Source organism: Streptomyces sp. NPDC001515 (assembly GCF_053597115.1).
On record NZ_JBSFHN010000041.1, the window covers coordinates 31,210 to 55,268 of the forward strand.

The 24,059-nt window shown below is 73.0% G+C and carries 22 protein-coding genes; 9 read left to right on the top strand and 13 right to left on the bottom strand.

All coding sequences use genetic code 11. From position 1 onward, the window contains the following. Window positions 1-36: 36 nt before the first annotated feature. The gene (locus ACWCXC_RS32410) at window positions 37-1,629 is read left to right on the top strand and encodes a hypothetical protein (protein ID WP_450683912.1); all 1,593 of its coding nucleotides are present in this window, start codon (window positions 37-39) and stop codon (window positions 1,627-1,629) included. Between the two features lie 68 nt (window positions 1,630-1,697). On the opposite strand, the gene ACWCXC_RS32415 is transcribed toward ACWCXC_RS32410, so the two are convergent. Continuing rightward, the gene (locus tag ACWCXC_RS32415; protein WP_450683911.1) at window positions 1,698-3,197 is read right to left on the bottom strand and encodes an SCO1417 family MocR-like transcription factor; all 1,500 of its coding nucleotides are present in this window, start codon (window positions 3,195-3,197) and stop codon (window positions 1,698-1,700) included. A gap of 100 nt (window positions 3,198-3,297) precedes the next feature. Here ACWCXC_RS32415 and yczE point away from each other — a divergent pair, with 100 nt between their 5' ends. From yczE to ACWCXC_RS32435, 4 genes are all read left to right on the top strand, one after another. Further along, complete coding sequence (gene yczE, locus ACWCXC_RS32420) at window positions 3,298-3,960, top strand: membrane protein YczE (RefSeq protein WP_450683910.1); 663 nt, start codon at window positions 3,298-3,300, stop codon at window positions 3,958-3,960. Continuing rightward, on the top strand, window positions 3,957-4,721 hold the full coding sequence (locus tag ACWCXC_RS32425) for a glycerophosphodiester phosphodiesterase family protein (RefSeq protein WP_450683909.1): 765 nt from the start codon (window positions 3,957-3,959) through the stop codon (window positions 4,719-4,721). Before yczE ends, ACWCXC_RS32425 begins: the two co-directional genes overlap by 4 nt. A 45-nt stretch (window positions 4,722-4,766) precedes the next feature. Continuing rightward, on the top strand, window positions 4,767-6,149 hold the full coding sequence (locus tag ACWCXC_RS32430) for an MFS transporter (protein ID WP_450891366.1): 1,383 nt from the start codon (window positions 4,767-4,769) through the stop codon (window positions 6,147-6,149). Window positions 6,150-6,424: 275 nt separating this feature from the next. Next, complete coding sequence (locus ACWCXC_RS32435; RefSeq protein WP_003959706.1) at window positions 6,425-6,799, top strand: RNA polymerase-binding protein RbpA; 375 nt, start codon at window positions 6,425-6,427, stop codon at window positions 6,797-6,799. Window positions 6,800-6,904: 105 nt separating this feature from the next. On the opposite strand, the gene fxsA is transcribed toward ACWCXC_RS32435, so the two are convergent. The 4 genes from fxsA to ACWCXC_RS32455 form a co-directional block, all read right to left on the bottom strand. Then, complete coding sequence (fxsA, locus tag ACWCXC_RS32440; RefSeq protein WP_450683907.1) at window positions 6,905-7,483, bottom strand: FxsA family membrane protein; 579 nt, start codon at window positions 7,481-7,483, stop codon at window positions 6,905-6,907. A 63-nt stretch (window positions 7,484-7,546) separates the two neighbouring features. After that, window positions 7,547-8,314, bottom strand: a complete 768-nt coding sequence (locus ACWCXC_RS32445) for a polyprenol monophosphomannose synthase (protein ID WP_450683906.1) — start codon at window positions 8,312-8,314, stop codon at window positions 7,547-7,549. A gap of 526 nt (window positions 8,315-8,840) precedes the next feature. Further along, a complete protein-coding gene (locus tag ACWCXC_RS32450; RefSeq protein ID WP_450891367.1) occupies window positions 8,841-10,481 on the bottom strand; it encodes an amidohydrolase in 1,641 nt (546 codons plus the stop codon). Window positions 10,482-10,559: 78 nt separating this feature from the next. Then, entirely contained in the window at window positions 10,560-11,000 is a 441-nt protein-coding gene (locus tag ACWCXC_RS32455; RefSeq protein WP_450891368.1) for an Lrp/AsnC family transcriptional regulator, read from the bottom strand. 202 nt (window positions 11,001-11,202) lie between these two features. On the opposite strand from ACWCXC_RS32455, the gene ACWCXC_RS32460 reads away from it, so the two are divergent. Next, window positions 11,203-11,601: a hypothetical protein gene (locus tag ACWCXC_RS32460; RefSeq protein ID WP_450683904.1), complete on the top strand. Its 399-nt coding sequence runs from the start codon at window positions 11,203-11,205 to the stop codon at window positions 11,599-11,601. Between the two features lie 447 nt (window positions 11,602-12,048). On the opposite strand, the gene ACWCXC_RS32465 is transcribed toward ACWCXC_RS32460, so the two are convergent. Further along, window positions 12,049-13,221 carry an acyl-CoA dehydrogenase family protein gene (locus ACWCXC_RS32465; protein WP_450683903.1) on the bottom strand — a complete coding sequence of 391 codons (1,173 nt, stop codon included), beginning with the start codon at window positions 13,219-13,221 and terminating at the stop codon, window positions 12,049-12,051. A gap of 382 nt (window positions 13,222-13,603) precedes the next feature. Here ACWCXC_RS32465 and ACWCXC_RS32470 point away from each other — a divergent pair, with 382 nt between their 5' ends. Then, window positions 13,604-14,866 (top strand): glycoside hydrolase family 18 protein, encoded by a 1,263-nt coding sequence (locus ACWCXC_RS32470; protein ID WP_450891369.1) that lies wholly within the window; start codon window positions 13,604-13,606, stop codon window positions 14,864-14,866. Window positions 14,867-14,935: 69 nt separating this feature from the next. Here ACWCXC_RS32470 and ACWCXC_RS32475 read toward each other — a convergent pair whose 3' ends face one another. Both ACWCXC_RS32475 and ACWCXC_RS32480 read right to left on the bottom strand, forming a co-directional pair. Then, window positions 14,936-15,088 (bottom strand): SCO1431 family membrane protein, encoded by a 153-nt coding sequence (locus ACWCXC_RS32475; RefSeq protein WP_450683901.1) that lies wholly within the window; start codon window positions 15,086-15,088, stop codon window positions 14,936-14,938. Window positions 15,089-15,202: 114 nt separating this feature from the next. After that, a complete protein-coding gene (locus ACWCXC_RS32480; protein WP_450683900.1) occupies window positions 15,203-16,564 on the bottom strand; it encodes a peptidase C39 family protein in 1,362 nt (453 codons plus the stop codon). A 171-nt stretch (window positions 16,565-16,735) separates the two neighbouring features. On the opposite strand from ACWCXC_RS32480, the gene ACWCXC_RS32485 reads away from it, so the two are divergent. Together ACWCXC_RS32485 and ACWCXC_RS32490 are read left to right on the top strand one after the other, a co-directional pair. Further along, the gene (locus tag ACWCXC_RS32485) at window positions 16,736-17,365 is read left to right on the top strand and encodes a hypothetical protein (protein ID WP_450683899.1); all 630 of its coding nucleotides are present in this window, start codon (window positions 16,736-16,738) and stop codon (window positions 17,363-17,365) included. A 359-nt stretch (window positions 17,366-17,724) separates the two neighbouring features. Then, window positions 17,725-19,641 carry an AAA family ATPase gene (locus ACWCXC_RS32490; protein WP_450683898.1) on the top strand — a complete coding sequence of 639 codons (1,917 nt, stop codon included), beginning with the start codon at window positions 17,725-17,727 and terminating at the stop codon, window positions 19,639-19,641. Window positions 19,642-19,703: 62 nt separating this feature from the next. On the opposite strand, the gene ACWCXC_RS32495 is transcribed toward ACWCXC_RS32490, so the two are convergent. The 5 genes from ACWCXC_RS32495 to ACWCXC_RS32515 all read right to left on the bottom strand — a co-directional run bounded on the left by ACWCXC_RS32495 (window position 19,704) and on the right by ACWCXC_RS32515 (window position 24,046). After that, the gene (locus tag ACWCXC_RS32495; protein WP_450891370.1) at window positions 19,704-20,843 is read right to left on the bottom strand and encodes a hemolysin family protein; all 1,140 of its coding nucleotides are present in this window, start codon (window positions 20,841-20,843) and stop codon (window positions 19,704-19,706) included. Next, the gene (locus ACWCXC_RS32500; RefSeq protein WP_450891371.1) at window positions 20,840-22,204 is read right to left on the bottom strand and encodes a hemolysin family protein; all 1,365 of its coding nucleotides are present in this window, start codon (window positions 22,202-22,204) and stop codon (window positions 20,840-20,842) included. Before ACWCXC_RS32500 ends, ACWCXC_RS32495 begins: the two co-directional genes overlap by 4 nt. A 186-nt stretch (window positions 22,205-22,390) precedes the next feature. Further along, the gene (locus ACWCXC_RS32505) at window positions 22,391-22,843 is read right to left on the bottom strand and encodes a PH domain-containing protein (RefSeq protein ID WP_450891372.1); all 453 of its coding nucleotides are present in this window, start codon (window positions 22,841-22,843) and stop codon (window positions 22,391-22,393) included. Between the two features lie 22 nt (window positions 22,844-22,865). Beyond that, window positions 22,866-23,714: an ATP phosphoribosyltransferase gene (gene hisG / locus ACWCXC_RS32510; protein ID WP_450683894.1), complete on the bottom strand. Its 849-nt coding sequence runs from the start codon at window positions 23,712-23,714 to the stop codon at window positions 22,866-22,868. Between the two features lie 59 nt (window positions 23,715-23,773). After that, the gene (locus ACWCXC_RS32515) at window positions 23,774-24,046 is read right to left on the bottom strand and encodes a phosphoribosyl-ATP diphosphatase (protein ID WP_018524273.1); all 273 of its coding nucleotides are present in this window, start codon (window positions 24,044-24,046) and stop codon (window positions 23,774-23,776) included. Window positions 24,047-24,059 lie beyond the last annotated feature (13 nt).

Here is a 24,059-nt window from a genome sequence, read left to right on the forward strand (position 1 = left end):
CCTCAACCCCCGTTCCCACCCCCTCAGGAGACAGACGTGGCCCGGCGACCACTCCCCCGCATTCTGAGCAGCGGCAGCGCTTCGATCACTCGCGGTCGCGAGTTCGCGCGCACGGCCGCCGACAGCGCCACCGACGTGCTCCATCCGCTGATCATGATCACGCGTGGTCTGCGGCTGCTGGCCGGTGCAGGACGGCAGAAGTGGGCCGCGACACCCAAGGACCGGCGTGGCCCCACGCTGTTCCTCGTCGCGGCCTGCGTCCTCGTGGTCGCGCTCGTCCCGTACGGACCGTTCTTCGCCCTGGCCGCGGTGATGGGCGCCGCCGCGTGGACGGGCCGCGAGCGCACCCCCGTGAAGACGGGTCCCGACGAGGCCGAGACCGGACGCCTGCGGGCCCTGTACGAGGCGCTCGTCCCCTCGTTCTCCACCCCCGACGACCCCGGTCCGCTGTTCGCCCACGGCGGAGACTGGGAGCAGGTCTTCAGCGACTACGCCTTCGACGGCGACGGCCGGATCAGCCGGCTGCGGGTCGCCTACCCCGCCTACTTCCCCGACAGCGAGCCCGCCTCCCGGGCCCGGATCGAGCAGTTGCTGCACGCCAAGTCCGGGCGCGGCCGGGAGTACCGCTTCGACTGGGACGAGGAGGGCAACCGGCTGGTGATGAGCGTGCTCGACCCGCTGCCGACCTCCGTCACCGCCCAGCGCTTCGTCACCGCCCCCGGCGAGACCGTCCTCGGCTTCACGGACGACGACGCGGCACCGCGCACCGTGCCGGTCACCGACGGCGAGGGCACCCGGGACGCGCCCGGCGTGGTCTGGCGCACCGGACTGCGCTCCACCGAGCCCCATCTGCTCGTCGTGGGCCAGCCCGGCAGCGGCACCAGCACCCTGCTGCGCTCCGTCGCCCTCCAGGCCCTCCAGCACGGCGACATCCTCATCGTCGAGGGCAGCGGCACCGGTGAGTACGCCTGCTTCACCGGGCGCGAAGGGGTCCTGGCCGTCGAATGCGGGCTGGCCGGGGCGCTGTCCACACTGGAGTGGGCGGCCACCGAGACCGAACGGCGGCTGATCGAGGCCGACCGCGCCCGGCAGGCCGGCCGGCCCGCCCCCGAGGACATCCGCCGCCCGCTCTGGATCCTGCTGGACCGGCCGAGCGTGCTCGGCCACCTCGCCTCGGCCGACGGCGGCCCCGACCCGCAGGAGCTGCTCCAGGTCCCGCTGCGGCACGGCCGGGCGGCGGGCGTCACCGTGGTGATGACCGAGCAGTTCGACGGCCTCGACGGGCTGAACGCGACCGTCCGCTCCCACACCAGGGCCCGGGTGGTGCTGGGCCACTGCACCCCGGACCAGATCGAGTCCGTCCTCGGCCTCGGACCGCACACCACCCCGCCCCCGGACGTCCCCCCGGGCCGTGGCTACGCGCGCCTGGGCACCGGCCCGGTGCTGCGCGTCCAGGTGCCGGCCACGCCCGACCCGTACGACGACGCGACGAGCGAGGCGCAGCGCCGGGCCGTCCTCGATCTGCTCCCCGCGCGCCGCACGGCCGTCGAGGCGAGCCTGCCCGACCCGGCCACCGGCGACTCCGTCACCGCCTCGGTCGGCGTGGAGGGCCTGGCCCTCAGCGACTGAATGGTGGGCGAAGAGGCCCGAGGACCGTACGGTCCTCGGGCCTCTTCGCGTGCAACGCGCTCACACCCTCAGGCCACGAACGTACGGGGCGACTCCGCGCCCGCGCCCGCTCCGGAGCCCACCAGCCGGGCGGCGGCCGCCAGCCGCTGCGCGGCCTCGTCGGCCACCGGCCCGCCGACGGTGAACGGCAGCCGGACATAGCCCTCGAAGGCCCCGTCGACCCCGAACCTCGGCCCGGACGGCACCCGGACCCCGACGCGCTCCCCCGCCACCGCGAGGCGCGAGCCGGAGAGGCCGCCGGTGCGGACCCAGAGCGTCAGCCCGCCGCGCGGCACGGCGAACTCCCAGTCGGGGAGCTCCCGGCGCACCGCCGCCACGAGCGCGTCGCGGTTCTCGCGCGCCTGCTCCCGGCGCAGACCCACGGCCTGCTCCCAGCCCCCGGTGCGCATCAGCCAGTTGACGGCCAGCTGCTCCAGGACCGGGGTGCCCATGTCGGCGTACGCGCGGGCGGCCACCAGGCTGCGGATCACGTCCGGCGCCGCGCGCACCCAGCCGATGCGCATGCCCGCCCAGAACGCCTTGCTGGCCGAACCCACCGTGAGGACCGTGCTCCCCGCCGGGTCGAAGGCGCAGACCCGGCGGGGCATGTCCACGTCCTCGTCCAGATACAGCTCGTTCATCGTCTCGTCGACGACCAGCACCGTGCCGGCCGAGCGGGCGGCGTCCACCAGCGCGCGGCGGCGGTCCTCGTCGGCCAGCGCCCCGGTGGGGTTGTGGAAGTCGGCCACGACGTACGCGAGCCTCGGGGCCGCGTCGCGCAGCACCTGGCGCCAGCGGTTCATGTCCCAGCCGCCGAGCCCCTCCTCCATGGCCACCGGCACCAGCCGGGCACCGGCCTCCCGCATCAGCTGGAGGATGTTGGCGTAGCTCGGGGACTCCACCGCGATCCGCTCGCCGCGCCCCGCGAACAGATGGCAGATCGCGTCGATGGCGCCCATCGCCCCGGTGGTGACCATGATCTGCTCGGGCATGGTCGGGATGCCGCGCTCGGTGTACCGGTCGGCGATCATCTGCCGCAGCGCGGGGAGCCCGGCCGGATAGTCGCCGTGGGTGTGGGCGTACGGGGGCAGCTCCTCCAGGGCGCCCTGGACGGCCCGGGTCAGCCAGGGCTCCGGGGCGGGCAGTGAGGCGCAGCCCAGGTCGATCATCGAACCCAGCGCCTCGGGGGGCAGCGGTTCGAGCCCCCGGGCGGGCAGCGGATTGCCCGCGGGCACCGCCGTCCAGCTGCCGGCGCCGCGCCGCGACTCCAGGAAGCCCTCGGAACGCAGCGCCTCGTAGGCGGCGGCGACCGTGGTCCTGCTGACGGAGAGCGCCAGGGCCAGTTCGCGCTCCGCGGGCAGCCGGGCGGCGACCGGGACCCTGCCCTCCAGGACGAGCAGCCGGACACCGTCGGCGAGCGCCCGGTAGGCGGGCGGCCTGCGGGTGCCGGGGCCGGCGGGCCGGGGCTGCTGGGCGTGCAGCTGACGTGCGAGCTGTGCCGCGCCGACGGCCGAGGTCCACTGCGCCATATGAATCAGTCCACCTTCCTCGGATTGGCCGTATTCGGCAGCCAATCCCCTGCCACAGAGTGACATGCGGCAGTCCACGACCACCACACCAGGGGGCACCATGTCCAGTTCCGCTCCACCGCGCGGGAGCCACCTCGCCAGGCGGCTCGGTCAGCTGTACGCCGGACTGGCCCTGTACGGGGCGAGTTCGGCGCTGCTGGTCGTCGCCGGGCTCGGGCTGGAGCCCTGGGGGGTCCTGCACCAGGGCATCGCGGAGCGGACGGACATCAGCATCGGCGCCGTCTCGATCGCCGTCGGGGCGGTCGTGCTGCTGCTCTGGATACCCCTCAGGCAGCGGCCCGGCCTCGGCACCGTCTCCAACGTCTTCGTCGTCGGCCTCGCCATGGACGGCACCCTCGCCCTCGTGCCCGAGGCACACGGGACCCTCGCGCGGACCGGGGTGATGGCCGCCGGGATCGTCCTCAACGGGGTGGCGACGGGCCTCTACATCGCCGCCCGGCTGGGGCCCGGCCCCCGCGACGGCCTGATGACCGGGCTCCACCGGCTCACCGGCCGCTCGATCCGGCTGGTCCGCACGGCGATCGAGATCGCGGTCGTGGCCACCGGCTTCCTGCTCGGCGGCTCGCTGGGCGCGGGCACCGTCCTGTACGCCCTGGCCATCGGACCGCTCGCCCAGTTCTTCCTGCGGTTCTTCGCGATCTCCGACGGCGGTGGCACCGCGGTCGCCGGCCGGACACCGGGAGGGGCCATACTGCCGCGGTGACCGACCAACGCCACCCCTACCTGGACCACCCGGGCCCCCTCCCGTTCGCCCACCGCGGCGGGGCCGCCGACGGCATCGAGAACACGGCGGCCGCCTTCCGCCGCGCCGCCGGCGCCGGATACCGCTACTTCGAGACCGATGTGCACACCTCGGCCGACGGCCGGCTCATCGCCTTCCACGACACCACCCTCGACCGGGTCACCGACGCCCGGGGCCGGCTGGCGGAGCTGCCCTGGAGCGAGATACGGCGGGCGCGGGTCGCCGGGCGCGAGCCGCTGCCGCTGTTCGAGGAGCTGCTGGAGGAGTTCCCCGGCGCCCGGTGGAACGTCGACATCAAGGCGGAGTCCGCGCTCGCCCCCCTGGTGGAGCTGATCCGCCGGACGGGCTGCTGGGACCGGGTGTGCGTCGGCTCGTTCTCGGAGGCGCGGGTGGCCAGGGCCCACCGGCTGGCGGGCCCCCGGCTGGCCACCTCCTACGGCGTCCGGGGCGTCCTCGGGCTGCGGCTGCGCTCGTACGGCGTCCCGGCCGCGGTCCGGGCGGGAGCGGTCTGCGCGCAGGTCCCGGAGAGCCAGGGCGGCATCCGGGTCGTGGACCGGCGGTTCGTGCGCGCGGCGCACGCGCGCGGGCTCCAGGTGCACGTGTGGACGGTGAACGAACCGGATCGGATGGCGGCGCTCCTGGACCTCGGCGTGGATGGCATCATGACCGATCACATCGAGACGCTGCGCACGGTGCTGAGCGACCGGGGGGCCTGGGCCTGACGCCGGCCCGGTGACGTCTCCACGGGCAGCGACGAGGGGTGGGCGATGAGCGCCGAGACCGCGGACACCGCCGCAGGGGCGGACACGGGGGCCGGGGCGGCCGAGGACCGCAGGCGCGAGCAGCGCGGCTGGTACTTCTACGACTTCGCCTGCTCCGTCTATTCGACGAGCGTCCTGACGGTGTTCCTCGGCCCCTATCTCACCTCGGTCGCCAAGGCCGCCGCCGACGCCGACGGGTACGTCCACCCGCTCGGCATCCCGGTCCGGGCCGGCTCGGTGTTCGCGTACGGGGTCTCCGCCTCGCTCGTGGTCGCGGTGGTCCTGATGCCGATCGCGGGCGCGGCGGCCGACCGCAGCGGGCGCAAGAAGCCACTGCTCGCGGCGGCGGCGTACACGGGCGCCACGGCGACCGCCGCGATGTTCTTCCTGGACGGCCACCGCTACCTGCTGGGCCTGCTGCTCCTGATCGTGGCCAACGCCTCGATCTCGGTGTCGATGGTGCTCTACAACGCCTATCTGCCGCAGATCGCCGGGCCCGAGGAACGGGACGCGGTCTCCTCCCGGGGCTGGGCCTTCGGCTACACCTCGGGGGCACTGGTCCTGGTCCTGAACCTGGTCCTCTACACCGGCCACGACTCCTTCGGCCTGTCGGAGTCGGAGGCGGTACGCATCTGCCTGGCCTCGGCCGGGGTGTGGTGGGGCGCCTTCACGGTGATTCCGCTGCGCCGGCTGCGCGACCGCCGCACCGGACCCGAGGGCGGCCGCCCGGCGGGCACGGGCGGGGTCGGATCCGGCTGGAAGCAGGTGCGGGCCACGCTGCGGGACATGCGGAACCACCCGCTCACCCTGGCGTTCCTGCTGGCGTACCTGGTCTACAACGACGGGGTGCAGACGGTGATCTCGCAGGCGTCCGTGTTCGGCTCCGAGGAGCTGGGCCTCGGCCAGACGACACTGATCACGGCGGTCCTGCTGGTCCAGATCCTGGCGGTCGCCGGGGCGCTGGCCATGGGCCGGCTGGCCCGGGTGTACGGCGCGAAGCACACCGTCCTCGGCTCGCTGGCCGTCTGGACCCTGATCCTGGTCGCCGGGTACTTCCTGCCCGCGGAGTCACCGGTCTTCTTCTATGTGCTGGCCGCGGCGATCGGCCTGGTGCTGGGCGGCAGCCAGGCGCTCTCCCGCTCGCTGTTCTCGCATCTGGTGCCGCGCGGCAAGGAGGCGGAGTACTTCTCGGCGTACGAGATGAGCGACCGCGGGCTGAGCTGGCTCGGGCCGCTGGTCTTCGGGCTCGCCTACCAGCTGACCGGCAGCTACCGGGACGCGATCATCTCGCTGGTGGTGTTCTTCCTCGTCGGTTCGGTCCTGCTCGCCAGGGTGCCGGTCCGGCGGGCCGTGGCGGCGGCGGGGAATCCCGTACCCGAACGGATTTAGACGTTGAAGTGAAAGGCCGGTAGTGTACGCCTTTGGCCTGTCCGGAGGAGCGTTACTGCGAGGGGAAGAACCCGAAACACCGGGTGACAACTTCCGCCAGAGGTGACAAACCGGGCATGGGCGGGTACGAGAACACTCGCAGACCTGAAACAGCTAGCGGCACGACGGGCGACGCATGACCGGCAACGGGAATCTTTGCCGCCGACCGGACGTTGACCGGATGACGACGACAGCGACACCTGTCCTGTGGGCGACAAGCCCGGGAGGCACGATTCATGAGTGAGCGAGCTCTCCGCGGCACGCGACTCGTGGTTACCAGCTACGAGACGGACCGCGGCATCGATCTGGCCCCGCGCCAGGCGGTGGAGTACGCATGCCAGAACGGACATCGATTCGAGATGCCGTTCTCGGTAGAGGCGGAAATTCCGCCGGAGTGGGAGTGCAAGGCGTGCGGCGCCCAGGCACTCCTGGTGGACGGGGATGGCCCCGAGGAGAAGAAGGGCAAGCCTGCGCGTACGCACTGGGACATGCTCATGGAGCGGCGCACGCGCGAGGAGCTGGAGGAGGTGCTGGCCGAGCGGCTGGCCGTCCTGCGCTCCGGCGCCATGAACATCGCCGTGCATCCGCGGGACAGCAGGAAGTCCGCCTGACCGGGCGGACCGACCGCGACGACAGAGCCGAGGGCCGCGACACACACCGTGTCGCGGCCCTCGGCTCGTTGCCGCTCCCAAGCCCTCGGCGGGCCCGCGAGCCGTTCAGCGGGTGAGCGGCGGCCGTGGCTCGTCGTCCGGGCGGGCGGGCTCGTCGCGGACGACCTCTCCCGGGACCACCTTGCCGTCCGGGCGGTGCATCCGGGCCTGCTGGAAGGCGCCCGGGAAGCTTCCGGCGGGAGCCGCGTTCATCCGGCGCTCCAGGGAGCGCTCCGCGTACCGGCTGAGGGCCGAGCGGACCGGCGGGATCAGGAGCAGCAGCCCGGCCACGTCCGAGATCATCCCCGGAATCATGATCAGCAGCCCGCCGAGCATCAGGAAGCCGTTGCCCCGGGTGCCCGACGCCGGAGCGGGGGTGGAGCCGTCGGCACCCGGCTGCCCCGGCATCCGCTGGAGCGTCTCGGTGAGGTTGCGGAAGGCCCGGCGGCCCGCCCGCTTCATCACCGCCGCGCCCAGCACCACCCCGGCGGCCAGGAGCAGCAGCACCGTGAATCCGCCGGCCGCGTCGGCCACCACGATGAGCAGCCAGATCTCCAGCACCGCCCAGGCGGCGACGGCGAGCGGGACGAATGTGCGGGCGCGCGAACGTCCACGGGTGGGCGAGGGCGGGATACCGGTCGTCATGTCCCCAGTGTGCCTGGACTCACGTCCGGACGCGGTAAGGGGGCCTGGCGGCCGGCCCGGCGCTCAGGACGGGCGGCGGCCGAGCACCTTGTTGGCGCGGGTGGTGACGCCCCAGGCCGTCACGCGCCAGAGCGCCTCGACGAGGATGTCGCGGCTCATCTTGGAGTCGCCGACCTCGCGGTCCACGAAGGTGATCGGGACCTCGACGACGTGGTAGCCGGCCTCGATCGAGCGCCGGGCCAGGTCGACCTGGAAGCAGTAGCCCTGCGAGGCGACCTCGTCCAGCCCGATGCCCTTGAGGGTCTCCGCGCGGAAGGCCCGGTAACCGCCGGTCACGTCCCGGGTGCGCAGCCCGAGCAGCAGCCGGGAGTAGGTGCTGCCGCCGCGGGAGATCATCTCGCGGGACTTGGGCCAGTTGACCACGCGACCGCCGGGGACCCAGCGGGAGCCGAGCACCAGGTCGGCGCCCTTGAGGGCGGTCAGCAGCCGGGGCAGTTCCTCGGGCTGGTGGGAGCCGTCGGCGTCCATCTCGACGAGGACGCCGTAGTCGTGGTCCATGCCCCAGCGGAAGCCCGCCAGATAGGCCGCGCCGAGGCCCTCCTTGCCCTTGCGGTGCAAGACGTGGACCTGGTCGTCGGCCGCCGCGATCTCGTCGGCGAGCTTGCCGGTGCCGTCGGGGCTGTTGTCGTCGGCGACCAGGATGTCGGCCTCCGGCACGGCGGCGCGCACCCGGCTGACGATCGGCTTGATGTTCTCGGCCTCGTTGTAGGTCGGAATGATCACCAGGGTTCTGCCGAGCGGGCCGTATCGCCTCTGACCGCCGTCGTTCACTTACTGCCCCTTAAGTCCGTACGCAGATGCACACCATATCGAGCGCGGCGCGGTCACCGGCCGACCCGGTCGGGCGAGGCGGCGGGCTCCGGCGGACAGAAGAGCCGAAGTACGGACAGAACTGCGGATCGGGGCCCGGCGCCCTTCGGGCCGACCTGGGACCCGCTGGCTGCGGGTCGACCTAGAGCCGTTGTCTACTGAACGTCCGGGCCCCACCCGGGTCGCACCTCCGTCCGGCTGAAACCTTCCCTCGCCCCCGAGGCGCGGGCGCTGAACCTGGCTGTCAGTGATGGTGCGCCGGTGCGGCACACCACCCCGTGACCCAGCGGCGTTCGACGACTGCGTGGAGGCCCAACCGGTCGGACGTCCTGTGGTGGACTCGGCCGAACCTACCGGCCGATGGGCACATCCTGTCAATAGGTGTCTGACCTGCACCATTGACCGAAACTCCCTGGTCAGTCCCGAAGATCCCCAGGTCGCGGGAGAGCCGGGGCGCGCTCGGCCGGCGGTACGGAATGTCCCGACGTCACTCGTTCGGTCGTACGTAGACCGTTTGTCCGAAGACAACCGTGCGCAGGCAGACCGGGAGTTCGGCACCCGGGGTCAGGTCCGGGAGACCGGGCGTCCCCGACCTCGGGTCGGTCGACCAGCGGGCCACCCGGTCGTCCGGCGCCTGGACCACCAGCTCGTCGGTCCGCCAGACCGCGTAGTCGGCCGGGGCGCCCGGCACCAGGGTCCCGGCGTCGTCGCGGCCCAGGGCCCGCCAGCCGCCGCGCGTATGGGCGGTGAAGGCGGCGCGTACGGAGATCCGGTGCTCCGGCGTGCGGTGGAAGGCGGCGGCGCGCACGGTCCCCCAGGGGTCCAGCGGGGTCACCGGGCTGTCCGAGCCGAACGCGAGCGGCACACCGGCCCTCAGGAGCGCGGCGTACGGGTTGAGCGTCCCGGCCCGCTCGGCGCCCAGCCGCGCGGCGTACATCCCGTCCGAGCCGCCCCAGGCCGCGTCGAAGGCCGGCTGGACGGAGGCGGTGAGCCCCAGTTCCGCGAAGGCGGCCACGGTCTCGGGGGTGAGCATCTCGGCGTGCTCGACCCGGTGCCGGGCGGCCCGGACCCGGGCGAGGCCGACCTTCGCGGCCGCCGTCCTGACCCCTTCGACCACCGCGGAGAGCGCCGCGTCGCCGATGGCGTGGAAGCCGGCCTGGAGCCCGGCCTCGGTGCAGGCCGCGGTGTGGGCGGCGATCTGCGCGGCGTCCAGATGGGCGGTGCCGGTGCCCGGCGCGTCCGCGTAGGGCGCGTGCAGGCAGGCCGTGTGCGAGCCGAGGGAGCCGTCGACGAAGAGGTCGCCGGCCGCGCCGACGGCGCCCAGTTCCCGTACCCGCCGCGCGTCCTTCTCGTCCCCGACCCGCTCGGCCCAGTAGCCGAAGACCCGGGGGCCGGGGTGTTCGGCGGCGAGGCGCAGCAGGGCGGTGAAGTCCTCCTCGTCGGAGATGTCCGGGCCGCCGCACTCGTGCACCGTGCCGATGCCGAGGGACGCCGCCCGGTCCAGCGCGGCCCGCTGGGCGGCGGCGCGCTGCGCGGGCGAGACGGCGGCGTGCGCGGCGGCGCGCACGGCGTGGTGGGCGGCGCCGGTCAGCGGCCCGTCGGGCCGGTAGCCGGTCATCGAGGCGACACCGGGGACGAGGTCGAGCAGCGCGGTGGTCACGACCGCCGAGTGCACGTCGATGCGGGGCAGATAGACCGGCCGGCCCGGAGCGGCGGCGTCCAGTTCGGCGCGGGAGGGCGCGCGCCCCTCCGGCCAGCGCGTGGCGTCCCAGCCGTGGCCGAGGACGACCCGGTCGGCGGGGTGCGCCGCCGCATGGGCCGTGACGCGCTCCAGCGCCTCCGCCAGGCCGCGGGTGCCGGAGAGGTCGAGACCGGTCAGGGCCAGCCCCGTCGAGGTGGTGTGGACGTGCGCGTCGGTGAACGCCGGGGTCACCAGGGCGCCTTCGAGGTCGATCACCTCGTCCACGCCGCTCGCGAAGGCGTCGGCGGCCCCTTCGGAGCCCACCCAGGCGACATGGCCGCGTTCGACCACCATGGCGGTGGCGAAGGGGTCGGCGGGGCTGTGGACGTCTCCACCGCGCAGCAGCACGGTGCGGTGTTCGCTCTGGGGGGCGGTGCTCTCGGTCATGGGCACCAGTCTCCCGCCTGCGGGGGCGCGCGCCGTGCGCGACCCCCTCGTGGGCCCGCCGCCGGTCCCCCGAGGGGCTCAGATCCGCGGCGGCCGCGCCTCGTAGGGCGTCGAGAGGACGACGGTGGTGCGGGTGGAGACGCCGGCCAGCGAGCGGATCCGGGTGAGCAGGTTCTCCAGCTCCAGGGGGCTGGCCACGCGCACCTTGAGGATGTAGTTCTCGTCGCCGGCGACGCTGTGGCAGGCCTCCAGCTCCGGGACGCCCGCGAGCCGGTCCGCGATGTCGTCGGGGGCGCTCGGGTCGAAGGGCTTCACCGAGATGAACGCGGTCAGGGGCAGACCGACGGCCTCGGGGTCGACGACCGCGGCATAGCCGCGGATCACCCCGCGCTGCTCCAGCCTGCGGACGCGCTGATGAACGGCCGAGGTGGACAGGCCGGTGGCCTTGCCCAGGTCGGTGTAGCTCATCCGCCCGTCCTTGACGAGCAACTCCACGATGTGACGGTCCAGCTCCTCCATATGGATCAATCTATGGCCCAGGGCCCTCCAGGCACAGCCGTGAGCGGCCGGGAGGGGCGCCTGCGGCAGCGGTGTGACGAATGCCACAGGTTTACGGGTCGGTAGCCGGGCGCCTCGCGATTACGGCGGATTCCCGACGGGAAGTGCTTGCTGTGGTCGCGGCCGCGGCGCCATGTCGGCCCACCCGAGGGGGGAACATCCCATGCAGAGCATGAAGCTCACCGGACGTACTGAACCGGAGCCTGTTGATCCGTTCGAGGACACGGCTCCCGACGCGTACGACACGTTCGAGATCTACCGGGTGGTCTGCCCGGACTGCGCGCAGCCCATCGCGCTCCTCGCGGACGAGGACGTGCTCCCCGAGCACGCCCTGTGCCCGACCGCGTGGAACCCGTTCGTCCTGACCGTGTGCGCCGGTACCGGCCGCGCCGCGTCGGAGGCGCGGCCCGCGGACGAGTCGGCGGGGGCGCAGCCGGAGGCGGCCCAGCTGCTGACGCTGCCGCAGGGGCTCGACTGGAGGATGCAGCCGTTCTCGCACGCCGGGGGCGCGGGTTCGCGCCCGATCCGGGTGCCGCGGCAGCTGCGGCGCGAAGCCGCCTGAGACCCGCCCCGTCCTCCGGCGGCCGGTCCGGCCACCGGCGAGCGGACCATCACCGGGGCCCTGTGCCTCCGCGGCCGCGCCGGCACGGAGGGCTTCGGCGCTTTCCGCTCCACGGCGAACAGCCGCTCGATTCGGCCGGGCAGTGACCCGGCCCTGTCGCGCGGCGTTGGCCCGGTATGACCCCGCTGCACTCCACGGCCGGTCCGGGCCGTCGCCGGCTCGCCGCTTCCGCCTCCGAAGAATCGGTTCCTCAGACCCGGATCGCCTCCGCCTCCCCCGAGGTGCGGCGCCCGGAGCGGCGCGCGGCGCCGCACCCTGCCGATCCGCCCCTCTACCGCGCGCTGCTGCGGCACTGGGAGAAGGCGGGCAGGACCCTGCCGGGCCGTCACGACCAGGAGTGGAACCGGATCATGACGACGCCGGTCTGGGCGGACCGGCCGCCCTCGGTCAGCGCGTCTCCGGACCCGCGAGATGACGGGCGATGACCATCCGCTGGATCTGGTTGGTGCCCTCGACGATCTGCAGCACCTTCGCCTCGCGCATCAGCCGTTCGACGGGGAAGTCCAGGGTGTAGCCGTAACCGCCGAGCACCTGGACGGCGTCGGTGGTGACCCGCATCGCCGCGTCCGTGCAGAACAGCTTGGCCATCGCCGCCTGGCGCGAGAAGGGGCTCCCGGCGTCACGCAGCCGGGCGGCCTCCAGATACAGCGCGCGGCCCGCCTCGATCTGGGTGGCCATGTCGGCCAGCATGAACCGCAGTCCCTGGAAGTCCGCGATGGGCCGGCCGAACTGCTTGCGGCCGGTGGCGTAGGCGACGGCCTCGTTCATCGCCGCCTGGGCGACCCCGATGGCGCAGGCGGCGATGCCCAGCCGGCCGGAGTCGAGCGCGGACAGGGCGATGGCGAAGCCCTGGCCCTCCTCACCGATCCGGCGCGCGTCGGGGACCCGCACCCCGTCGAAGTGCAGTTGGGCGGTGGGCGAGCCCTTCATGCCCATCTTCTTCTCGGGAACGGCCGCGCTCAGGCCCTCGGCGTCGCCCGGGACGAGGAAGGCGGTGATGCCCCGGGGGCCGTCGACGCCGGTGCGGGCCAGGACGGTGTAGAAGTCGGCGATGCCGCCGTGCGTGATCCACGCCTTGGTCCCGGTGAGGACCCAGTCGTCGCCGTCGCGCACGGCCTTGGTGCGCAGCGAGGCGGCGTCGGAGCCCGAGGCGGGCTCGGAGAGGCAGTACGCGCCCAGCAGACCGCCCGCGAGCATCGGCTGGAGGTGCGCGGCCCGCTGCTCCTTGGTTCCGTAGCCGGCGAGCGCGTGGCAGGCGAGGGAGTGGACGCTGACGCCGAGCCCGACGGTGAGCCGGGCGGCGCTCAGCTCTTCGAGGACCTGGAGGTATACCTCGTACGGCTGGTCGCCGCCGCCGTGGGCGGAGTCGTAGGGCAGTCCGAGCAGGCCGGACTCGGAGAGCAGGGTGAAGATCTCGCGCGGGAAGCGGCCCGCGTCCTCCTCCTCCGCCGCCTTCGGCGCGATCTCGCGCTGGGCGATGTCGCGGACGAGCGTGAGGAGTTGCCTGGACTCCTCGGTGGGCAGACGGCGTTCCACCGATTGCGGGGCACGGTCGGACATGACGGCGCTCTCCTCCCTGTCGGGCGTTGCGGCGGTCGCGCGCGCGGGGTGTGCGCGGGCGCTGCCGGGGGGATCTCCGGACGATGCCCGGAAAACACGGGGCCCAGCCGATGGTGCCCTCCCGGGTTGCGGGACGCGGCGGCAGGCGGCTGTGGCGGGTCGAGTATGCCCGATCGGACGGCATCCGTCACCGGGTGATCGAAAACGCCGGGGACCGACCGGAGACGACCGGGTCGATCATCGGGCTTGGTCCGCACCATTGACCCAACTGGTCTAGTCCATCTACGGTTCCGAGCGGACCGACTTTGCGCGTTCATGCCAAGTTTGCGACGCGCGGGCCGGTCGTCCACCGGCACGTCCCCTCCCCCACGAGGAGCAACCCATGACCGGATCGCACCGCACGGGAGCCCGTCTCCGGGCACTCGCCGCCACCGCCTGTACCGCCGCCCTCGGCGCCGCCCTGCTGGGCGTCGCGGGCACCGGACAGGCAGGCGCGGCACCCGCAGCCGCACCGGCAGCAGCACCGGCCGCCCCCACAGCGGCCGGTGGGAAAGTGGTCGGATACTTCACCAACTGGGGTGTCTACCAGCGCGATTACCACGTCAAGAACATCGAGACCTCCGGCTCGGCCGACAAACTCACCCACATCAACTACGCCTTCGGCAACGTCCAGGGCGGCAAGTGCACCATCGGCGACTCCTACGCCGACTACGAGAAGGCGTACACCGCCGACCAGTCGGTCGACGGCGTCGCCGACACCTGGGACCAGGAACTGCGCGGCAACTTCAACCAGTTGCGCAAGCTCAAGAAGCTGCACCCGGACCTCAAGGTGATCTGGTCGTTCGGCGGCTGGACCTGGTCCGGCGGCTTCGGCGAGGCGGCGAAGAACCCGGCCGCGTTCGCCGAGTCCTGCTACAACCTGGTCGAGGACCCGCGCTGGGCCGATGTCTTCGACGGCATCGACATCGACTGGGAGTACCCCAACGCCTGCGGCCTCACCTGCGACACCAGCGGCCGCGACGCCTACGGCGGACTGCTCTCGGCGCTGCGGAGCAGGTTCGGCACGGACAACCTGGTCACCTCGGCCATCAGCGCGGACGGCTCCGACGGCGGCAAGCTCGACGCCGTCGACTACGGGGGCGCGTCCCAGTACGTCGACTGGTACAACCCCATGACGTACGACTTCTTCGGCGCCTGGGACGCGAAGGGCCCGACGGCCCCGCACTCCCCGCTCACCTCGTACACCGGCATCCCCAAGGAGGGATTCACCAGCGAGGCGGCCATCGAGAAGCTGAAGGCGCAGGGCGTCCCGGCCTCGAAGATGCTGCTCGGCATCGGCTTCTACGGCCGCGGCTGGAGCGGCGTCACCCAGGACGCTCCGGGCGGCACCGCCACCGGCGCGGCCCCCGGCACCTACGAGGCGGGCATCGAGGACTACAAGGTCCTCAAGAACACCTGCCCCACCACCGGGACCGTCGCGGGCACCGCGTACGCCCACTGCGGCACCGACTGGTGGAGCTACGACACCCCCGCCACCATCGGCACCAAGATGGCGTACAAGAACCAGCAGGGCCTGGGAGGCACCTTCTTCTGGGAGCTCAGCGGGGACACGACGAACGGTGAGCTGATCAGGGCCATCGACTGACCGCGACGCCGGACGGGCACGAGGGGCGGGGAGCCGGACCGGCTTCCCGCCTCCGCCGTGCCCGGCGGGTCACATCAGCCCGAGCCGGGTGACCAGCATCGCGACGGCGACGACCAGGATCCAGCCGAGCACGTTCTCCAGCAGCTTCGAGCGGTCGTCGGGCCCGCCGGTGCGCGCGCGGCGACGGGCGGAGGTGGTGAGGGCGGCGGCGGTCGCGGTCATGGCATCTCGTTCGGTAGGCCGGAGGTGGTGTCCCCCGAGGACGGATCCACAGTGCCAGCCCGACGGGCCCCGGGGTAGAGACGCTCGTCACTCCCCCGGGGCCGCCGCCCCGGCTCAGTGGATGCCGACGGCCGCCAGGGCCCGGCGCTGGGCGGGTGTGGGGTGGGCGGGGAAGTAGACGTAGGCGACGCCGCCTGTGCCCGACACCACAGTGCCGCTCGCGTTGCGGCGCTTGGTGCGCAGCCAGATCGTCTCCCACTCGTGCCGCGGATAGACCCGGCGCACCGCCTCGTTGCTCGGGGAGGCCGGGTCGTTGGCGATCACGTCGCCGTTCGCGGTGAAGCCGATCACCGTCATCAGATGGCCGGAGGTGCCGTAGCCGGCGCCCGTCAGTTCCTCCTTGAGGAAGGACTGGGAGGTGATGACGGGGATGCCGGCCCGGATCAGGGTCTCGACGTCGCCCAGGGAGCCCAGCCGGGTCACCACGGCGCTCATGTCCGGGTAGGTGGCGGCGTACGCGGCGTTGAACGGCCAGTTCCCGCAGCCCTCGTACTGGTAGTCGTAGGTGTACCGCGCGGCGTGGCAGACCTGCGGGTCCGGGAGGGCGGGGTCGACCCAGGACAGGTCCTCGGGGGTGGGCCTGCGGCCCCAGTACTCGATGATCATCTGCGAGGAGGTGGGGCTGCACCAGGCCTCGCCGCCGTTGTCGTACTCGGGGTACTGCCCGACGTGCACGTTCTGCGAGTAGCGCGGCACCGGCAGTTCCCGGGCGAGCCGGGGCGCGGAGGCGGGGACGGTGAAGCGGTCGGGGATGTCCGAGGCCATCGCGCCCAGCCGCCAGACCGTGGGGGTGAGCGTGGTGCCCGGCGTGCGGTGGAGCGTGAGGCGCAGACGGTAGGAGAGGAGGCGCAGGCCGCTCGCCGCGTCGTCCACGGAGAAGGTGTCGGTCCACACGGAGCTCTTGCCGTCGCCCTGGTCGTCGACCGAGGTGCGGCGGATGTCGCCGTCGCCTGCGGCCCAGCGGCCCATGACGTACCAGGGGGTCTCCGTGCCGTCCGAGTAGGTGCCGCGCAGTTCGACCTGGATCCAGGTCCCCGCCGGGGTGTGCGCGTTCCAGGAAGCGATCACCTCGGTGGCGGGGACGCGCGAGCGGTGCACCGGGGAGGTCCAGGTGGCGTAGTCCCAGGCGGCGGTGGTCCCGGTGTGCGGGTCGGTGTACTCGGTGCGGCCCTGCGGATGGCCGATGACCAGTCCGGCCCGGCGGCCGGCGACCGCGCGGGTGCCCGCGCCGGAGCCGCAGCGCCAGTCGGTGTAGCTGCTCCAGAATCGGTTGTCCACGAGGGGGGCCGCCGGGGAGGCGTCGGGCCGGGCCGGGGACGCCGCGACGGAGGCGGCGGAGGCCGCGACCGTTCCGGCTCCGGCGGCCGCCGCGATCGCGGCGGTGAGCAGGGTTCTGCGTGAGGTCGGACTGGGCATGGCGGGACTCCCGGTCGTCGGTGGAGGGGGCTGCGGTGCACGACAGTGCGCCAACTATCGCGGTTCGCGCCCCGGTTCTGCCACCGATTCGTCTCGCGCCGAAGAACCAATATGGGACTGGACCACTGGCGTGACCTGCGGCTGCCGCGCCACGGCTCGTAGGCTGGGGCCATGAACGACCTCTCCCGCCACGCCGCGCGGCTGCGCGCCCTGCCGCCGTCCTGCGGACCGGTCCGGCTGATCGCCGTCGACGGCCACGCGGGATCCGGCAAGACCACCTTCGCCGCCCGGCTCGCCGCCGCGCTCGACGGGGCCCCCGTCCTCCATCTGGACGACCTCGCCTCCCACGAGCAGTTGTTCGACTGGACCGGCCGGTTCCACGCCCAGGTGGCCGGGCCGCTCTCCCGGGGCGAGAGTGCCCACTACACCCCGTACGACTGGACCGTCCGTGCCTTCGGTCCGCCGCGCGCGCTGCCGGCCGCCCCGGTGGTCGTCGTGGAAGGGGTGGGCGCGGGCCGCCGGGCGCTGCGCCCGCTGCTCGCCCGGCTGCTGTGGATGGATCTGCCGGCCGCCGCGGCCTGGGAGCGCGGCCGACGACGGGACGGACCGGCGCAGCGCGCCTTCTGGGACGGCTGGACGGCGGCCGAAACGGACCACTTCGCGGCAGATCCCTCACGGCCTTCGGCCGATGCTCTGATACGGCAGTTGCCTGTGGGGTACGAGTGGCTGGAGAGACCCGGCACAGAAGCAGGAATGAACCATTCCGTCACCCACCGTGATCACCCCGGACCGGCATACTGAGCAGTCGGAAATCGCTCGGGAAGTACCCCAACTCCGCTTGACCCGGGGGCGGTACAGGTCTTACGTTCTCAATGTGCGGCTTTTCGGAGCCCCCACAGACGCGAAGCCCCCGGTTGTTCCCCCGTGATCGGGGGCTTCGTCCTGTGCTCCGCCCGTCGTCCGCGCCGCCCGCCACCGCCCGCCGCTCACCGTGGGTCACGGTCCTTCTTCGGCCTGCGGCGCCCTTCGTCGCACACTCCCTGCGCAGGTACGATGCCTCTCGGTGCGGTCAATTCCCGTCCATTGCACAGTGATTCGGCGCGCCCCGGCGGGCCGTCGCACGGCGGGACATCCTGGGGGCACGGCTTGTGGGGGGCCTGATGGACATCGGCACGCAGGGCGCACAGACCCCGGCCGATCTCGCGTGGCTGCGTGGCGTGGACGCCTACACCATGGGCGCCTATCCGCAGGCCGAGGAGGAGTTCGCGACGGCGGTACGCCTGGATCCCGGCATGGCGGACGCCTGGCTCGGCCTCCACGCGCTGCGGGTGGACACGACGACCGCGCTGCTGCGGATGTACCGGCACCGCGACCGCTTCGGGGACCAGCGCGCCCGCCACCGCCGTACGCTCAACTCCTGGTACTGGCTGGGTTGGTGGGTGCAGCCGGTGCTGGAGAGTCCGCGCGACCTCTTACTGGCCCACGCCTCGCACTGGCTGGACGGCCGGCACGTCCCCGAGCTCGACCGCGCGCTCGCCGGACTCCCCCCGGTCGACACCGACCCGCAGGTCCGCTTCCTGCACGCCTGCCGCTCCTACCTGGTCAAGGACTGGGACCAACTCGTGCGCCACACCGAGCCCCTGATCGACGATCAGCTCCTCGGCATCGAGGCGGGGCTCTTCGGCGGCATGGCCCGGGTGCGGCTGGAGATGTACGGGCAGGCCGAACCGCTGCTCGCCACCGCGCTGATGCGCTGCCGCAGCGAACAGCCGCAGCGCAAGGAGCTGCGCTACTGGCTGGCGCGCGCCCACGAGGGCACCGGCCGCAGCGCCGCCGCCCTCCCCCTCTACCGGGCGGTCCACCGGATCGACCCCGCGTTCATGGACACCTCCGCCCGGCTCGCGGCGATCGCGGACTACGACGGGCTGGAGGGCCCGGACGAGGCGGCGGGCCTGGCCACCGTGGCGATGGGCGGCCCCGGCGCGGACAGCGCCTTCGCCGGGGCGCAGCCGGACGCCGACGGACCGGTGGGCACCGATCTGGTGGACGGCCGGGAACTGCGGCCGGGCGGCGAGGAGCCGGAGCTGCCGGGGCTCGGGCGGGTGCCCGCGCCGGCCGGTGCCCGGCGCAAGACCGCCGTCCCGGGCCAGTCGGCTCCCCAGCCCTTCCCGGCCGGCCCCAGCGACCCCGTCCTGCTGGCCGAGGCCCTGGCGGAGCTGGAGCGGATGGTCGGCCTGGAACCGGTGAAACGGCAGGTCAAGGCGTTGTCCGCGCAGCTGAACATGGCCCGGCTGCGGGCCGGGCAGGGGCTGCCCGTCCAGCCCCCGAAGCGCCACTTCGTCTTCTCCGGGCCGTCCGGGACCGGCAAGACGACCGTGGCGCGGATCCTGGGCCGGGTCTTCTACGCGCTCGGACTGCTGGGCGGCGACCATCTGGTGGAGGCCCAACGGGCGGACCTGGTCGGGGAGTTCCTCGGGCAGACCGCGGTCAAGGCCAATGAGCTGATCGACTCCGCGCTCGGCGGCGTGCTCTTCGTGGACGAGGCGTACAGCCTCGCCAACACGGGGTACAGCAAGGGCGACGCGTACGGCGACGAGGCGCTTCAGGTGCTCCTCAAGCGCGCCGAGGACAACCGGGACCATCTCGTCGTCATCCTGGCGGGCTATCCGGAGGGCATGGACCGCCTGCTCTCCACCAACCCGGGGCTCTCCTCCCGGTTCACCACCCGGGTGGACTTCCCCAGCTACCGCCCGCTGGAGCTGACCGCCATCGGCGAGGTGCTGGCCGCCGAGAACGGGGACGTCTGGGACGAGGAGTCGCTGGAGGAACTGCGCTCGATCAGCGGCCATGTCGTCGATCAGGGCTGGCTCGACGAACTGGGCAACGGCCGCTTTCTGCGCACCCTGTACGAGAAGAGCTGCGCCTACCGCGATCTGCGGCTCTCGGGCTGTACGACGGTCCCCACCCGCGACGATCTGGCGACGCTGCGGCTGCCGGACCTGATGCAGGCCTACGGCGAGGTGCTGTCGGGCAGGGGCCCGGTGGGCCGGGGCCGGACCGAACCGCCCGAGCTGTGAGATGCCCCGGCCCCCGCCGGGCGGGCGGGGGCCGGGGAACGGGACAGGACGACCGGGCGCGGTCAGACCGCCAGGACCGGGCGGTCGTCGGAGCCGGCCGGGCGGTCGTCGGAGCCGGCCGGGCGGTCGTCGGAGCCGGCCGGGCGCTCCTCGGTGCGGCGGGGCTCCGCGACGCGGTGCGCCGGGTCCCGTACCTCACCGACCAGCGTCTCCAGCACGTCCTCCATCGTGACCAGGCCGAGGACCCGTCCCGAGGCGTCGGAGACCTGCGCCAGGTGCGTGGCCGCGCGGCGCATCACGGTCAGCGCGTCGTCGAGCGGCAGCTCGGCCCGTACGGTCGCCATCGGGCGCCACACGTGCTGCGGTACGGCCCGCTCCCGGTCCTCCAGGTCCAGGACGTCCTTGACGTGCAGATAGCCCATGAACGGGCCGCCGCCCCCGGCGCAGACCGGGAAGCGGGAGAAGCCGGTCCGCACGGTCAGCTCCTCCAGTCCGCGCGGGGTGACGGAGGGGTCGACCGTGATCAGGCTCGGGCGGGGAAGGAGCACATCGGTGACCGGGCGGCTGCCCAGCTCCAGGGCGTCCTCCAGCCGTTCCTGCGCCTCCGGCTCCAGGAGCCCTGCCTGTCCGGAGTCCTCGACCAGACGGTTGAGCTGCTCGCTGGTGAAGACGGCCTCCACCTCGTCCTTGGGCTCGACCCCGAAGAGCCGGAGCACCAGCCGGGCGCAGGCGCCCAGGGCCGAGGTGACCGGGCGGCAGAGCCGGGCGAAGCCGACCAGCCCGGGACCGAACCAGAGCGCGGTCCGCTCCGGCGCGGCCATCGCCAGGTTCTTCGGGACCATCTCGCCGATGACGAGGTGGAGGAAGACGACCAGGGCCAGGGCCAGCACGTAGCCCAGCGGGTGGACCAGCCCCTCGGGCAGGTGCACGGCGTGGAAGACCGGCTCCAGCAGATGCGCGACGGTGGGCTCGGCGACCGCTCCCAGCGTCAGCGAGCAGATGGTGATGCCGAACTGGGCGGCCGCCATCATCTGCGGCAGGTTCTCCAGCCCGGACAGCACCTGGCGGGCCCGGCCCGAACCCTCGGCCGCCAGGGGTTCGATCTGGCTGCGGCGCACCGAGACCAGGGCGAACTCCGCACCGACGAAGAAGCCGTTCGCCAGGACCAGCAGTCCGGCGAAGAGGAGTTGGACGAGGCTCATCGCGCCGCCTCCAGCACTCCGTGGGACGACGCGCGGTCCCCGGACGGCACCTCGGCCGTACGGACGAAGCGGACCTTCTCGGCCCGGTAGTGGCCGACCTGGCGGACCGAGATCCGCCAGCCGGGCAGCTCGGCCCGGTCGCCGGGGGCGGGGATCCGGCCGAGCAGGTCGGCGACCAGACCGGCCACCGTCTCGTACGGCCCGTCGGGCACGTCGAGTCCTATCCGGCGCAGGGTCAGGACCCGGCAGCTGCCCTCGGCGTCCCAGGCGGGACGCCCGTCCTCGGGAGCGGCGGGGGCCAGCTCGGGGCGGTCGGCGCCCTCGGCGTCGTGCTCGTCGCGGACCTCGCCGACGAGTTCCTCGATGATGTCCTCCAGGGTCACGACCCCGGCGGTCCCGCCGTACTCGTCGACCACGACGGCGATCGGCTGCTCCTTGCGCAGCCGCTGGAGCAGCTGCTCGACGGGCAGGGTCTCGGGGACCAGCAGCGGTGGTACGGCGATGCGCCCGGCCGTGGTCCGCGGCCGGTCCCCGGCGGGCACGGCCAGCGCGTCCTTGAGGTGGATCATGCCGATGACCTCGTCGATGCGCTCCCGGTAGACGGGGAAGCGGGAGAGACCGGTGGCGCGGGTGAGGTTGAGGACGTCCGCCGCGGTCGCCGAGGACTGCAGGGCGCTGACCTTCACCCGGGGCGTCATGACGTGCTGGGCGGTGAGCCCGGCCAGCGACAGGGTCCGGACGAAGAGGTCGGCGGTGTCCTGTTCGAGGGTGCCGGCCTCGGCGGAGTGGCGGGCGAGCGAGACCAGCTCGCCCGGGCTGCGGGCGGAGGCCAGCTCCTCGGCCGGTTCGACGCCGAGCAGGCGCACCAGCCGGTTGGCGACCGTGTTCAGCAGGCCGATGACCGGGCGGAGCACCCGGGTGAACACCTGCTGGGGGCCGGCGACGAACCGGGCGACCTGGAGCGGCCGGGAGACCGCCCAGTTCTTCGGGACGAGTTCGCCGATGACCATCTGGACGGCGGCTGCCAGCAGCATGCCGATGACGACGCTGACGCCGGAGACCGCGCCGGCCGGCAGTCCGGTCAGGGCGAGGGGGCCGTCCAGCAGCTGGGCCAGGGCCGGTTCGGCGAGCATGCCCACCACCAGGGAGGTGATGGTGATGCCCAGCTGGGTGCCGGAGAGCTGGAAGGAGAGTTCGCGCAGGGCGTCGACGACGGTGCGGGCCCGTCGGTCGCCCCGGGTGGCGGCGCTCTCGGCGTCCGCCCGTTCCACGGTGACGAGGCCGAATTCAGCCGCCACGAAGAACCCGTTGGCGAGGATGAGAAGGAATGCCGCGCAGAGCAGCAGCAGGGGGGTGGTCATGCCGCCGCCTCCGTCGATGGGGCGGCGCAGGTACTACCGGACGATCCGTCCATTGCTGGAAGGAGTCACTCCTCGGGTCGAAGGAAAGCCCCGCCGGCCTCGGGGGCCGTGCGACGCGGGGCGGGGCGCACCTGGGCGCCGCCGTCCTCCAGAGTAGTCAACAACGGGCCCGGCGGGGCAGGGGGCTCAGCCGTTGTCCGTGCCGGTGCCGCGGTTCTCGGCGAGCGCGCGCAGCGTGCGGGCGTCCCGGATGGCCTGTTCCTTGGCGATACCGGGCTGGATGCCGAGGACGGGCATGCTGGTGCCGTCGCTCAGGTCGAGATAGACCCACGGGTCGCCGGCCCGCAGGTTGACGCGCACGATCTCGGGCCAGGAGAGCCGGCGGGTGCGGGTGAGATTGACCACGGTCACCCCGCTGTACTCGGCGACCACCTTGGGGCGGCTGAGCAGGGCCAGCACCCCGAGGAAGAGCGCGGCGGTGAAGACGAAGCTGACCCGCTCTCCCCCGCTGAGCTGTTCGAGGGTGAAGGCGACCGCGGTGATCACGGCGAACATCACCACGCCGACCCCCAGCAGCACCACCCGGGTGCGGGTGGGCCGGAAGGTGACGGGCAGGGCGGGGAGAGCGGGGGCCGGCATGGTTCTCTTCTGTCTCCGGCCGTCAGAGGCGGCAGGCGTGGATGGCCGTGGTGAGGATGGCGCGGGCGCCGAGGTCGTACAGGTCGTCCATGATCCGCTGCGCCTCGCGGGCGGCGACCATGGAGCGGACGGCGACCCAGCCCTCGTGGTGCAGCGGAGAGATGGTCGGGGACTCCAGGCCCGGGGTGAGGGCGACGGCGCGCTCCAGGTGCTCGACGCGGCAGTCGTAGTCCATCATCACGTAGCTGCGGGCGACCAGGACGCCCTGGAGGCGGCGCAGGAACTGCTGGACCTTGGGGTCGTCGCCGGGGGCGCCGGTGCGGCGGATGACGACCGCCTCCGAGGTCATGATCGGCTCGCCGATGACCTCGAGGCCGGCGTTGCGCAGGCTGGTGCCGGTCTCGACGACATCGGCGATGATCTGGGCGACGCCCAGCTCGATGGCGGTCTCGACCGCGCCGTCGAGGTGGACGACGGAGGCGTTGACGCCGGTCTCGGCCAGGTGCTTGGCGACGATGCCCTCGTAGGAGGTGGCGATCGTCATGCCGTCGAAGTCCTGCGGGCCCTCGGCCGTGCCGGGCTTGGTGGCGTAGCGGAAGGTGGAGCGGGCGAAGCCGAGCTGCAGGATCTCCTCGGCGTCCGCGCCGCTGTCCAGCAGCAGGTCACGGCCGGTGATCCCGATGTCGAGGCGGCCGGAGCTGACGTAGATCGCGATGTCGCGGGGGCGCAGGTAGAAGAACTCGACCTGGTTCTCCGGGTCGACCAGGACGAGTTCCTTGGACTCCTTGCGCTGCTTGTAGCCGGCCTCATGGAGCATCGCCATCGCAGGCCCGGAGATAGCACCCTTGTTGGGGACGGCGATGCGCAGCATGAGGTCGGGTTTCCTTTGCGAAGGGGGTCTGGGGCGTCGGGCGGGTGCGGAGGTCGTGCTCAGAGGTGGGCGTAGACGTCGTCGAGGCTGATTCCGCGCGCCACCATCATCACCTGGACGTGGTAGAGCAGTTGCGAGATCTCCTCGGCGGCGGCGTCCTTGCTCTCGTGCTCGGCGGCCATCCAGACTTCGGCGGCCTCCTCGACGACCTTCTTGCCGATGGCATGCACGCCCTTGTCCACCAGTTCGGCGGTACGGGAGGTGGAGGGGTCGCCGTTGGCGGCCTTGAGCTGGAGCTCGGCGAAGAGCTCTTCGAAGGTTTTGTTCGCCATGATGCCCTCAAGA